The sequence below is a fragment of the Chamaesiphon sp. OTE_8_metabat_110 genome (assembly GCF_031382685.1).
Taxonomy (GTDB): domain Bacteria; phylum Cyanobacteriota; class Cyanobacteriia; order Cyanobacteriales; family Chamaesiphonaceae; genus Chamaesiphon.
The window spans coordinates 1-11,743 of record NZ_JANMZA010000368.1; the positions used below are offsets into that span (position 1 = coordinate 1).

Annotated in this window: 14 protein-coding genes and 1 tRNA gene; 6 read left to right on the forward strand and 9 right to left on the reverse strand. The window is 44.5% G+C overall.

Features of this window, described 5'->3' with window-relative positions:
- Positions 1-139 precede the first annotated feature (139 nt).
- A complete protein-coding gene (locus tag RMO52_RS13435; protein ID WP_310414997.1) occupies positions 140-742 on the forward strand; it encodes a CAP domain-containing protein in 603 nt (200 codons plus the stop codon).
- 115 nt (positions 743-857) lie between these two features.
- Positions 858-1,481 carry a ribonuclease D gene (locus RMO52_RS13440; protein ID WP_310415000.1) on the forward strand — a complete coding sequence of 208 codons (624 nt, stop codon included), beginning with the start codon at positions 858-860 and terminating at the stop codon, positions 1,479-1,481.
- Between the two features lie 4 nt (positions 1,482-1,485).
- On the opposite strand, the gene RMO52_RS13445 is transcribed toward RMO52_RS13440, so the two are convergent.
- Positions 1,486-1,896: a type II toxin-antitoxin system PemK/MazF family toxin gene (locus tag RMO52_RS13445; protein WP_396134974.1), complete on the reverse strand. Its 411-nt coding sequence runs from the start codon at positions 1,894-1,896 to the stop codon at positions 1,486-1,488.
- Entirely contained in the window at positions 1,889-2,116 is a 228-nt protein-coding gene (locus RMO52_RS13450) for a CopG family transcriptional regulator (protein ID WP_310415006.1), read from the reverse strand. Before RMO52_RS13450 ends, RMO52_RS13445 begins: the two co-directional genes overlap by 8 nt.
- A gap of 191 nt (positions 2,117-2,307) precedes the next feature.
- Between RMO52_RS13450 and RMO52_RS13455 the strand changes: the two genes are divergently transcribed.
- From RMO52_RS13455 to RMO52_RS13465, 3 genes are all read left to right on the forward strand, one after another.
- Positions 2,308-2,718 carry a GNAT family N-acetyltransferase gene (locus RMO52_RS13455; protein ID WP_310415011.1) on the forward strand — a complete coding sequence of 137 codons (411 nt, stop codon included), beginning with the start codon at positions 2,308-2,310 and terminating at the stop codon, positions 2,716-2,718.
- Positions 2,718-3,707, forward strand: coding sequence for a hypothetical protein (locus RMO52_RS13460; RefSeq protein WP_310415013.1), 990 nt, complete (start codon positions 2,718-2,720; stop codon positions 3,705-3,707). The genes RMO52_RS13455 and RMO52_RS13460 overlap by 1 nt, the downstream gene beginning before the upstream one ends.
- A gap of 469 nt (positions 3,708-4,176) precedes the next feature.
- Positions 4,177-4,701, forward strand: coding sequence for a DUF6985 domain-containing protein (locus tag RMO52_RS13465; protein ID WP_310415017.1), 525 nt, complete (start codon positions 4,177-4,179; stop codon positions 4,699-4,701).
- A 70-nt stretch (positions 4,702-4,771) separates the two neighbouring features.
- Here RMO52_RS13465 and RMO52_RS13470 read toward each other — a convergent pair whose 3' ends face one another.
- From RMO52_RS13470 to RMO52_RS13490, 5 genes are all read right to left on the reverse strand, one after another.
- Entirely contained in the window at positions 4,772-5,965 is a 1,194-nt protein-coding gene (locus RMO52_RS13470; RefSeq protein ID WP_310415020.1) for a Coenzyme F420 hydrogenase/dehydrogenase, beta subunit C-terminal domain, read from the reverse strand.
- 181 nt (positions 5,966-6,146) lie between these two features.
- On the reverse strand, positions 6,147-6,422 hold the full coding sequence (gene secG, locus RMO52_RS13475) for a preprotein translocase subunit SecG (protein ID WP_309740033.1): 276 nt from the start codon (positions 6,420-6,422) through the stop codon (positions 6,147-6,149).
- A 174-nt stretch (positions 6,423-6,596) separates the two neighbouring features.
- On the reverse strand, positions 6,597-8,195 hold the full coding sequence (gene gpmI / locus RMO52_RS13480; protein ID WP_309742615.1) for a 2,3-bisphosphoglycerate-independent phosphoglycerate mutase: 1,599 nt from the start codon (positions 8,193-8,195) through the stop codon (positions 6,597-6,599).
- Positions 8,196-8,339: 144 nt separating this feature from the next.
- On the reverse strand, positions 8,340-8,474 hold the full coding sequence (locus tag RMO52_RS13485) for a hypothetical protein (protein WP_309742617.1): 135 nt from the start codon (positions 8,472-8,474) through the stop codon (positions 8,340-8,342).
- Between the two features lie 27 nt (positions 8,475-8,501).
- Positions 8,502-8,801: a tetratricopeptide repeat protein gene (locus RMO52_RS13490; RefSeq protein WP_396134975.1), complete on the reverse strand. Its 300-nt coding sequence runs from the start codon at positions 8,799-8,801 to the stop codon at positions 8,502-8,504.
- 280 nt (positions 8,802-9,081) lie between these two features.
- Between RMO52_RS13490 and RMO52_RS13495 the strand changes: the two genes are divergently transcribed.
- A complete protein-coding gene (locus tag RMO52_RS13495; protein WP_310415023.1) occupies positions 9,082-9,924 on the forward strand; it encodes a WG repeat-containing protein in 843 nt (280 codons plus the stop codon).
- 251 nt (positions 9,925-10,175) lie between these two features.
- Here RMO52_RS13495 and fba read toward each other — a convergent pair whose 3' ends face one another.
- Both fba and RMO52_RS13505 read right to left on the reverse strand, forming a co-directional pair.
- On the reverse strand, positions 10,176-11,252 hold the full coding sequence (gene fba, locus RMO52_RS13500) for a class II fructose-bisphosphate aldolase (protein WP_310415026.1): 1,077 nt from the start codon (positions 11,250-11,252) through the stop codon (positions 10,176-10,178).
- Between the two features lie 346 nt (positions 11,253-11,598).
- Positions 11,599-11,670: transfer RNA gene (locus RMO52_RS13505), tRNA-Lys, on the reverse strand.
- Positions 11,671-11,743 lie beyond the last annotated feature (73 nt).

The following is an 11,743-nucleotide window of genomic DNA, read 5'->3' on the forward strand; positions in this document are numbered from 1 at the left end:
CGATCTCGATCGCAGTGGATAGCAATTTTAGATGTCATCTTAGGTTTAACAGTTGGTGCAGCCTTTCAAAATTAGCAGTCAAAACCGCGTCATCGCTAATTTTAGACATTCGCAAAATCCAAACCCCAGTAACCTTCAGATGAAATCTAATTTTTTAGGCACAATTTGCGCCCTTGCTTCCGTCATTAGTCTCACTGCCACCACTGCACGCGCTGACATTAGCACTAATAATATGCCCTCTCATCGACCAGCGATCGACACTGCCGCACAAGAAGAAGCCGACGAAACTCCCCAGACACCAGCGGTTAGACGTCCAGCTACCCCTGCACCTGTGATGAATAGTGTCGAAATAGAAACATTTAACCTCGTCAATAAATATCGTCAGTCTCGCAATTTACCACCATTAACGATGGATGCGGCGATCGTTGCTGAAGCCAAAGCACATAGCGAGCGCATGGCTAGAGTCGGACAGATGAGCCACGATGGTTTTAACGAACGCGTGACATCGGTTTCTAAAACGATTATTTATCGTAAGGCTGCTGAGAATGTCGCTTACAATATGGGCTATGGTAAGCCCGATCTAGTTGCCGTCCAAGGTTGGATCGAAAGCCCCGGACACCAAAAAAATATGGTCGGCCCTTACGATCTTACTGGCATCGGCGTAGCTAAAAATGATAAGGGTGTCTATTACTTTACCCAAATTTTTATCCGTAAAGCTTACTATGTCGCTGATGCTGACTAAGTTAGGGGATAGGGAACAAGGGATGAAACTAGCACTGAAAAAGATTAATTTTTTACTTTGGCAGCAGGTCTAATATTCTATGATGTAGATCGTGCCATCCTAACCATTACTCCATATGGAAGACTTTCAAATTTGCGATCGAGATTTAGATGCTGCGCTGACAGAGAAATATCTCCAGGCAGAATCGATCGCTGTCGATACTGAGACAATGGGATTAAATTATCATCGCGACAGGTTGTGTTTGGTACAATTATTTTCACCTGGTTTGCTGACGGTAATCCGGATTGCCAAAGGACAAACTTCCGCTCCCAATCTCCAACAGGTGATGACAGCAACTAACGTCACTAAGGTTTTTCACTTCGCCAGATTTGATGTGGCGCAATTGAGTTACCGCTTAGGTATCGAAACTCAGCCCATCTTCTGTACCAAAATTGCCAGTAAACTAATCCGTACATACTCAAATCGTCACGGTTTAAAAGAATTAGTCGCTCAACTCGAAGGTGTCGATCTCGATAAGTCCGCTCAAAGCTCGGATTGGGGTGATGCCGACAATCTCTCAGATGCACAACTCCGCTATGCTGCTAATGATGTCCGCTATCTGATTAGTATGCGCCAGAAATTGATTACTAAATTGCAACGCGAAGATCGGTGGGAATTGGCACAGGATTGTTTTAAAGTTTTGCCGACGTTGGTTGCGCTGGATATATTACAGTATGAAGATATATTTTCTCATCATTAGAATTCTAAACCGAGCCGAAACCACAAACGATCGAGAGTGACTCCTGAATTTGCCGCCAATAGTTGGCTTCCAAAATTCCAACTAATCCCAGCACTCTTTGTCCATCAATAGAGCGAATTTGGGCAACATCTAAAAAGCGATCTCTATCGAGACCATTATTAGTACTAGCTAGTACGTTGACGACATAAGGTGCTTGTTTAGTACCCGGTCGAAATGGAATTGCGATCGTCAGTTGACCGTATTGATTCATCGTATCATTTTGCAGAATCAGGCAAGATCGAGTCTGTCTTGTCTCGCTTTTCGCGTCGGGGAACCCGACGGGCGCGAGCCGCTTCTGGATTTCAGCCCCGATAGTTGGATCTAACTTCACCCACCGAATTTCACCACGTTGATAAGTTAATGTCCCATTAGGCATCGATCCCATCTCCAGCCAATCGATCCCACTCGGCTATTTCTGCCTGATATTCTGGATCTTGAATGTCTGCTTGCAGAGCCGCGATCGTTTCTTGCTCCAAAATCTTCCGTCGTTCTTGAGTAATCAGCGAGTTGAGATAATCACTCCGATTACCCTGTGCTTGTCGATCGATAAAAGATAATAACTCTCGATCGATCGTAATCGCGATTTTTTGTTTCATGATCTTACTTTTCGTGAGTATGATAATACTATCATACCACAACAGTCAGCACAAATGCTCGATCGCATCACAATGATACCAATCTCCTTGCGCCAAGCAACTTTAGACGATCTTTCTACAGTTTCAGAGATATTATCTGAAGCTGCGGCATAGCTCGATTCTCCAGGGAGACGCTACGCGAACGCGAAAATATGACACTGTGGCAACCAGAACATATCTCTAAATCGACTATTATTCAAGATATCAAATTAGGTTTATTCTACATCGCCTTCTGTGAAGATATTGCGGCTGGTGTCGTCAAATTCCAAACCGAAGATTTAGTATTTTGGCCGGACATCAACCAATCAGAATCATCATTTTTACATCGATTAGCAGTGCGACGAAGCTTTTCAGGTGGCTCGGTTTCAACTCAAATATTTCAGTGGGCGATCGATCGTACTAGAGAATTAGGTAGACATTTTGTGAGATTAGATTGTGTTGCCGATCGTCCGCGTTTACGGTTAGTATATGAGAACTTTGGCTTCAAACATCATAGCGATCGGCAAGTTGGAGCATATTTTGTGGCACGATATGAATATGCGATTTGCGATCGGGTAAATTAATGGCTCAATATAAACACGACCGATTCTTTAAGTTTTACCTGCGTTCCTTATATCAGTCCAAAGGTGAGACACTCCAAAATATCCAAGTCCGAAACGATGAAGATCTGGAAATAGACTTTATGTTTATCGCTCAGTCAGATAAATTTGGTTGGCAGCAAGAAGATTTAGGCTTATTCGACGCTCTGATGAAGGTTCATCCCACGATTATCATCGAGCATTACAGCGGCTACGCTCAGGAAAAGCACATTCATAAATCCATTACCCGCAAAAACTTGTATTGGGAGCCAAAACAAGCAGAACTAGCCACAACTTTCAAGCAAGCCCAACAGACAGCCAAATATCAACAACTATCCCCCGAATCGCTCCAGCTCATCGACAACCAAAACCCGTTTACCTGGATTTTGACAGTCAATTGTAGTCCCGAACTCTTAGAGCTATGTGGAGCCAAACCGCACCCAGAATTTGGTGCAGGCGTGTACGAAACAGTCAAACTGTTGCGGATGGGCATCGTCGTCATCGAGCAGCTAGAATACAGCCCAGCAACCATGTGGTTGAAGCTGCTAGGGAATAAAGAATCAGCTCGTCGAGCATTTGAAGGCATCGAACAGCTATCACCAGAGCGTCGGGAGAAAAATGATACAATACGAGCGAGCCTCAAATATTGCGTATATCTCAAAGATTTACCAGCAAACAGTTTAAGTGCAGAGGAGCAAGAGTTTATGAAAACGATGGCAGAGATCGATGCTTGGTATGATGCCGAGATGGATAAGGCGGAAAGCAAGGGCGAACAAAGAGGGAAACTAGAAGGTAAGCTGGAATCTGCCACTAGAGTTATTGGTGTGAAGTTTCAGGGATATGTACCATCGGAACAGGTGACGAGTCAACTCGCGGCTTTGAATGAGCAGCAACTCGACGATTTGATTGTGGGGATGTTTAGTTGGCAGACGGTGGCTCAGATGGAAGAGTGGCTTAATTTAGTTGAGAGCTGATAGATTGTCGATCTATCGAGTCTTATCTTTTCAATTACACTATTGTTGTTGAATATTAGTTCGGGATAGAGAAATTAGTTTGCTTCGTACCAGCAACGCCCTCAAATGAATTTGGGGCTAAGAGCAAAAGTCCTCTGAAGAGGACTGTAAGATTTTAATTCAGTCCATTTTAATGGACTTTCGATCTTAGCCCGAACTTCCAGTTCAGGGCGGTGCTGGAGCAAAGCTAAAAATCTTTGAATGCAGATAGATCTTTACTTTGCACTCAGATTATTTAGATAATCAAATCAATGGAGATCGAATGAGTCATAAAAATATTAGTATTCATCAGATCGATAGTAGAGATTGAGGATGCTAGAATCGATCTCGAAAATTAAATTAAGTTATTGCTCCGCAAGGTTTTAGCTCGTAGGCATTGTCCACCATACTTTCCTTTTCTCGTATTTAAATTTTTAATATAAATCAAAAAATGAGAATTGATAATGTCGGCGAGTTCTCCAAACACAAAGAGTCTGACAGTTTTTATAGTGAATTAATGCCTGTATATGTTCTCAGTGGGCATATGTGCCGTGTAGTATTAGACGGCTATGAGAAAGATCCACACAAAGAAGATTTTCACGTAGCAATAACGAACTTATTGTCTATCGATGTTTCTATTCTAGAGGAAGCAGAGCAATATATATTTCAGTATTATCAAGATGTTAATAAGTGTTGGCTACCAGAAGACCCTGAATTTATTGTAGTGGCATCACCTCAAGAAATATGGAGATATATTCAATTCGGCAAAGATCTTATAGTCACGCGTCGTGAATATGGCGAGCGCGGCATTTATATTTTAATACATTGTAAATGTGATTGGGAGCAAGAACATGGGTTAGAGATTGTCTTCAAAAATGGTCTTAAAGTCAATAAAATTGGTTCGTGTAATAATCACTTAACCAACTCAGATGCTTATGATGATGATAGTTTGGAAAACATAGTTTATCATCACTAATTTGGGTCGATTGACTCAATCATAATTATATTGTAGAGATCGATACATACCCAATCTTCAAGATTTTGCATTACTCAGGCAACTTGTATCGATCGACAATTTTCTTCGCAAACTCTGGGACGTGTTGCTCTAACTTTTCAGGATAATTGCGCTTGGTAAATAGATAATTGCGCGTGAAGTGAGAATCGATCGAGAACCGCGCATATTCCAATCCTTTGGGGCCGATTTTATCGATGACGACACCCATAATTTTCGCCACCCACATTGGTAATGTGACGGCTTTATCGTAGGCGGGAATGCTTTGTTGAACGGCTGCTGTCCGATCGCCTTTGGACATCACGGCTTGAGTCTCGATCGCGTTATTTACTAACTCTAACATCTGTTGACCGCGATCGTTTCTAACTACGATCCATTGCCAGCCAAATGGTGCGCCCATATAACCGACGACTAAATCGGCGAGGGAGTTTACATAGTCGAAACAGCTCAAGCAGGATGGGGCGAATACGTCTTTTAATTCTTTGGTATTCAATCCGAAGAAGGGGACTAATTCGGTCGAACCATCTTCATGTTTGAAGTGGACGTTAAAGTCCTGCATGAATTCATAATAAACTACCGTTTCGGGCGATCGACTGGTGGTTTCTAAAAACTTTTGTAAGCCCGCACGGGTGACATTATCGGTACAGGGGGTGCCGAGTACATATAGTTGCTCTAAGCCTAATTCTTTTTCGACGGCGCGTAAGGCTTGAATTTGACAGCCGACACCGATGACTAGGAGCTTTTTCAAACCTGACTCGGCGATTTGTTCGAGGATCGAGAGGTTGGGTGAGAGGGTGGGTTTATTGACTTTAGCTGCGAGAATTTCCTCCCTAGTCCGCGCGATGATCGGCATTGGTGTGAATCGGTCTTCGGGCGTGTTTTGAACGCAGACAACGCCTTCTACTAGCCCCTGCTCTAACATTTCGATCGCGATCGTACTGACAATTCCCGTCCATTGGGCACCAGGGATCGGCTCGATTTTGCGCGCTGCCATCATCTGCTGATGGACACCAAAATACAGGTCATCTTCTTTATCTAAATCCCGACTGCGCCCGTGGGTTTGAGTCTCCAAGGTGGGAATCTGCTGATTGAGAAAAGCACAAGCTGTTTTGACGTAGTGGATATAGTGGGTATCGCACAACCCGCATTCGCTACAGAGTTCCTTGGCGGGGCGTTTGCTGTTGGGTTTGAGGGCTTTGGCTTTCTGGTGTTTGGGCGCAGCAGTCATGTGGGAGGCTCAATCGATTGTCTTGTTATTTTATCCGCAAACTCTCGGTTCTCGATCGGACTTGACTGGATCGATACTTAAATTAATTGAGAATTGAGAATTGAGAATTGATAATTGGGTTGTTAGGATGGGGATTTAAAAACGACCCTAACAACCATCCACCTGAACGGAGATCGCAAATTTATTTACTAATTACGGGCGGAGCCACCACTGGAGCGGAAGTAGTATTTGTCAGCCAACCAGCACTAAGAATCACCGTGAGTGTAATAAATACTAAAAACAGACCCCAAGTAATCCGATTGAGGTTGCTTTCGGCACTTTTGGTACTGCTAAATAACTGTGCCTGACCGCCGATTCCACCGATTCCATCACCTTTGGGGCTGTGCAATAACACCATGGCTGTCAAACCAAATGCGGACACAGACCAAATAATCTCAATAACAGTAACAATATCCATTCAACAAACTTAAATCTTCAATAGTCATCGATCTATTGTATCTCGATTCTTCGATCGCAGCGGCAACCATTTCAGCTAGCTCGATCGAGCATATTGACGATCGGAATAAAATGCCGTGATGGTAAGTGGGCAGGGCGGCTAATTGGCATTGCTACACCCTGCCCATATACCATCCTACACGCCTACTCGCATGGGCGATCGAGTCTGTTGAATCTCCACTAATGTCGGCACCACCATTGACTTACCAGTCATTTCCGGTGGTTGGGGAATCTGGAGAATCTCTAAAATTGTCGGTGCGAGATCGGCTAGTTTACCATCTTCTCGCAATACGACATCCGTACCGTGTCCGGGTAGTTGACGGCGTTCGCCTTCGACCAAAATCAGCGGTACTTGGCTGGTAGTATGTGCCGTCCAGGGATTATCGTTTTCGTCGCACATATATTCGGCATTCCCGTGGTCGGCAGTAATAATCGTCGTACCACCGACTTTGACTACGCCTTCGAGTAATTTGCCCAGACAATCATCGACAGCTTCGATCGCTTGAATTGTCGGTGCCATTTTTCCGGTATGTCCGACCATATCGGGATTGGCATAATTGACTACGATTAGAGCATAAGTCTGCTTGGCGATCGCGGCGAGGACGACATCAGTAACTGTTGCCGCCGACATCGCCGGAGCGCGATCGTAGGTACTCACTTGAGGACTGGGAATTAATTCTCGCTCCTCACCTGGGAGCGGTTCTTCCCTACCACCGTTAAAAAAGTAGGTGACGTGGGCGTATTTTTCGGTTTCGGCAACTCGAAATTGCCGTAAGCCTTGTGTCGCAACGACTTCACCCAACATATTCTGTAGCTGCTGCGGTTCAAAAGCGACTAATACGGGAAGAGTCGAATCGTATTGGGTAAACGTCGCAAACGTCAGCGGCGTAATTTGCGATCGGATGAACCCGGTAAACTTGGGACTGACGAGGGCGCTAGTAAGCTGTCTGGCACGATCGGGACGGAAGTTAAAGAAAATGACCCCATCACCCGATTCGATCGCACCTGGGGCGATTCTGGTGGGAGGGATGAATTCATCGGTTTTATCGGTGGCATAGCTCTGGGTCAGCACGGTAGTTGCATTTTGACCGCTACCAGCGCCAGGATCGGTCATCACGTCGTAAGCGAGCTTAACTCGATCCCAACGGTTATCCCGATCGAGGGCATAGTAACGACCGCTGACGGTAACAATTTTACCGACACCAATGGCGGCGATCGCGTCTTCAATTTTTTTGACGGCTAATAACCCATCGCGCGGATCGGTATCGCGTCCGTCAGTGATGACATGTATGCAAACTTCGGTCAGGTCAGATTTTTTGGCGAGTTTTAATAACCCGATTAAATGATCGAGATGGGAATGAACGCCACCATCCGAGCAGAGTCCGAGCAGGTGTAGTTTACTCTGACGAGCGCGGACATCTGCACAAACTTTGACTAGGGCGGAATTCTCTAAAATACTACCGTCGCTTACAGCATCAGAAATGCGGACTAATTCTTGGGGAACGATCCGCCCTGCACCGATATTGAGATGCCCGACTTCTGAATTGCCCATCTGACCATCAGGGAGTCCTACAGCGCGTCCAGATGTATTAATGAGTGTGTGTGGATAAACAGCCCACAAACTATCCATGTTCGGCGTTTTGGCTTGGGCGATTGCATTGCACTGGACATCGGGGCGATATCCCCAACCGTCTAGAATTACCAGCACCACCGGAGCTACAGGTGCTTGCACCATACTATTCTTTAGCCTTTTGTTGTTAAGAATAAGGTCGTGATTATCATAGCAGTTATTCGCAACTTTTTGCTGAGTAAACTGCTATTTGAGACTATTGAAATACCTGTGTGCAGGCAGTTTCATAGTTAACTTAATTTCACTTAGCTATTTTTTTTCAGTCAGTTCGCGGACTTTTTCAGTCAATCGCTCCGCCCAAAAGGCATTTCCTTGCTGTGGCTGCTGTCGATACAATTCGATCGCTTTGCGGTAATCGGCGATCGCGCCGTTGGTATCTTTCAACTCTAACTTAGCTTCGGCTCGATCGCGCTACCGATCTGGTTCGGTTGGCTCCAGTCCGATTAGCCGATCTAGGGCAATAATTTTGGTATATGCGGCTAACGCACCTGGCGCATCTCCTCGCGATTGCAGCCGTAGTGCCCGGAATAAGTGTACTTGAGTGTATTTCGGATCGAGCAAAATTGCCCGATCGAAGTCAGCCAGTGCTTGGGAAGCATTTTGATTACTATAAAAAATTCCGCCCCGAAAGAAATAAGCCTGGGGATTCTTGGGATCTAACTCGATCGATCGATTGAGATCTGCCAAAACTTGCGATCGATCGCCCAACATCTGATACACATTCGATCGCCAAAACAAGCAATCTTCATCATGTTTTTAAAAACCACCGCTCGCGTTGGCGTAGCCTCTCCTGTGGAGAATCGAGATACCTCGCACTCTTGGTAGATATTAGATAGTTGGGTTAATTTAGGTTTGGGTGGCAAATTCATCTGAACGAATGCCAATGTAGCTGTCGATCGGGGATAAATAAGTAAGATCGATTCGTTAGTATTAATCTGGATATATTTAAGGTATGATGTGTCCGAGCATTTTCAACTTAGACTAAATATCCATGAAATTTACCCCAATTTCCCTAACGATTGCGATCTCTAGTATTTGTATAGTGGCATTGCCATCTGCGACTGCTACCACCCCGACACAGCCCGAATTACGGCAGATTAATCTCATTGGTTTGTATGAAGAGGCTAGCCTCACTCCCGTTCAAAAGAATGGTAAATGGGGTTATGTCAATACCGCTAACAGACAGGTGACTAAGTTCATCTATGATGAGGCTGATTCTTTTTATGAAGGAATGGCTAAAGTCAGAGTTGGTAATAAATATGGATTTGTTAATATTGCTGGCAAACAAATTGTTCCAGCTAAATATGATGAAGCATATTACTTTGATAATGGCATCGCCCAAGTAAAGCTCAATAATAAGTTTGGCTTTATCAATCGAGCTGGAAAAGTTATCATCCCGCTAAAGTACGATGAAGCTGAAACATTTAGAGATAAAGACCAAAAAATTGCCTTAGTAAAATTTCAGGGTAAGTATGGATTTATCGATCGCACTGGCAAAGAAGCAATTCCCATAAAATTCACTAGTGCAAGTACCTTTTACGACCAAGATTTGACTTGGGTATCGATCGACAATAAGTATGGATATATCGATAAAACTGGTAAGCAAGTAATCGCACTGCAATTTGATGAAGATCAATCTTTTTTTGAAGGTACAGCCCGCATCAAAATTGGTGAGAAATGGGGCTACATCGATAAAAATGGCAAACAATTTATTCGTCCTCAATATGAAGAAGTCGAAGACTTTAGATTTGGATTGGCAATAGTCAAGCTTGATGGTAAAAGTGTATATATTGACAAAAATGCCAAAGTTATCTGGAATGGTGACGGTAAGTAATCGTTAATTACTTCCGAACCAGTTTCAAGTTAGACATTTAAAATGGATAGTGAATAGCTTGCACTGAGCGACAGATAAGACACCTTGTAGGGTGGGCACTGCGCACCATCAGGGTTTCAGATGATTCTAGTAGTTAAAATAATTGTGCCGAGCTACTTACATTGATGTAGTCATATTCTCCATCACGACACAATAAACCCGACTTCTATAGAAGTCGGGTTTATTTGCCAACCTAATTGAATTAATTAGACTTAGACGCTAACAGTAACTTTAGGCGACGGGTATACACCTTTAGCATACTTAGCTGCAAACTCTTCGAGCGATGCAGTTTTGATTTTGCTACCATTACCAGCAGACCAGAAAGCGTTATAACGTTCCGCACATACTTTCTGCATGTACTTAATCGAAGGCTTCATGAAGTGGCGCGGATCGAATTCTTCAGGCTTGCTGAAGAGAGCTTCGCGGACTGCTGCGGTGATGGCGAGACGGTTGTCAGTGTCGATGTTGACTTTCCGGACGCCGCATTTGATCCCTTTTTGAATTTCTTCTAAAGGTACGCCGTAAGTTTCAGGGATTTTACCACCGTACTTGTTAATCAGTGCGAGTAGATCTTCGGGTACCGAAGACGAACCGTGCATGACTAAGTGAGTATTGGGGAGACGGTTGTGAATTTCTTCAATCCGACTGATGGCGAGGATTTCACCAGTAGGTTTGCGGGTGAATTTGTAAGCACCATGGCTGGTACCGATGGCGACTGCTAGTGCATCTACACCAGTAGCTTCGACAAATTGGACTGCTTCATCGGGGTCGGTGAGCAATTGGTCGTGAGACAACGCACCTTCAAAACCGTGTCCGTCTTCATCTACGCCCAACCCGGTTTCGAGCGAACCCAAGCAACCGAGTTCGCCTTCGACGCTGACGCCGATCGCGTGCGCGACTTCGACGACTTTACGGGTAATATCAACGTTATATTCAAAACTTGCTGGCGTCTTGGCATCAGCTTCTAATGAACCATCCATCATGACGCTAGTAAAACCCTGTTTCATTGCTGAGTAGCAAGTTGCTGCGCTGTTACCATGATCTTGGTGCATGGCAATGGGAATATTGGGATATGTTTCCACTGCTGCTAGGACTAGGTGACGCAGGAATGCTTCACCAGCATAGTTTCTCGCGCCGCGAGATGCTTGTAAGATGACTGGGCTATCGGTTTCTTGAGCAGCCTGCATGATTGCTTGGATCTGCTCCATGTTGTTGACGTTGTATGCGGGGATACCGTAGCTATTTTCAGCCGCGTGATCCAGCAAAAGCCGCAATGGGACGAGTGCCATTAGAAATTCCTCCTATAATTTAAATCTTTTTGTCTTGTCGTTGCTTGGTTGATTTTCATGGTCGGGAAACCCGACCGAAAATCAATCCGCTTTTTTATTCGGGGGGAACCCCCGAATAAAAACGCCGCAGTATTCGATCGCTCCTCGTTGGCAAAAGCGTTCCGAAGGCAGGTCGGCTATTTAACGATCTTTTTTTAACTAAAGATACTTTACCAAAGATCTGTGAGTATCGATACTCCCTTGGTAATAAAATTAGTCAAGATGCTAAAATTAATGCCCGCTCGGATACAACAAAGCGATCGAGTTTTGGCAACAGGCTAACTCGATCGCTATTTAGTTGGGTACATGGGACGCCCGAGGGTCGAACTCGGGGCCAGTCGGTTAAAAGCCGAATGCTCTACCACTGAGCTAGCGTCCCTCAAGGTCTGTGTAAATCAGACCTTTACTAAGATAACACGGACTTTTAATTTAGCGCAAGTTTTATTTAGGCA

What these genes read in the sequence shown, in the direction of transcription:
- gpmI (WP_309742615.1), bottom strand. Translation starts at nt 8,195, where the DNA reads ATGGTGCAAGCACCTGTAGCTCCGGTGGTGCTGGTAATTCTAGACGGT.
- RMO52_RS13465 (WP_310415017.1), top strand. Translation starts at nt 4,177, where the DNA reads ATGAGAATTGATAATGTCGGCGAGTTCTCCAAACACAAAGAGTCTGAC.
- RMO52_RS13445 (WP_396134974.1), bottom strand. Translation starts at nt 1,896, where the DNA reads ATGCCTAATGGGACATTAACTTATCAACGTGGTGAAATTCGGTGGGTG.
- RMO52_RS13450 (WP_310415006.1), bottom strand. Translation starts at nt 2,116, where the DNA reads ATGAAACAAAAAATCGCGATTACGATCGATCGAGAGTTATTATCTTTT.
- RMO52_RS13455 (WP_310415011.1), top strand. Translation starts at nt 2,308, where the DNA reads ATGACACTGTGGCAACCAGAACATATCTCTAAATCGACTATTATTCAA.
- RMO52_RS13440 (WP_310415000.1), top strand. Translation starts at nt 858, where the DNA reads ATGGAAGACTTTCAAATTTGCGATCGAGATTTAGATGCTGCGCTGACA.
- RMO52_RS13460 (WP_310415013.1), top strand. Translation starts at nt 2,718, where the DNA reads ATGGCTCAATATAAACACGACCGATTCTTTAAGTTTTACCTGCGTTCC.
- fba (WP_310415026.1), bottom strand. Translation starts at nt 11,252, where the DNA reads ATGGCACTCGTCCCATTGCGGCTTTTGCTGGATCACGCGGCTGAAAAT.
- RMO52_RS13435 (WP_310414997.1), top strand. Translation starts at nt 140, where the DNA reads ATGAAATCTAATTTTTTAGGCACAATTTGCGCCCTTGCTTCCGTCATT.
- RMO52_RS13470 (WP_310415020.1), bottom strand. Translation starts at nt 5,965, where the DNA reads ATGACTGCTGCGCCCAAACACCAGAAAGCCAAAGCCCTCAAACCCAAC.
- RMO52_RS13495 (WP_310415023.1), top strand. Translation starts at nt 9,082, where the DNA reads ATGAAATTTACCCCAATTTCCCTAACGATTGCGATCTCTAGTATTTGT.
- RMO52_RS13490 (WP_396134975.1), bottom strand. Translation starts at nt 8,801, where the DNA reads ATGTTGGGCGATCGATCGCAAGTTTTGGCAGATCTCAATCGATCGATC.
- secG (WP_309740033.1), bottom strand. Translation starts at nt 6,422, where the DNA reads ATGGATATTGTTACTGTTATTGAGATTATTTGGTCTGTGTCCGCATTT.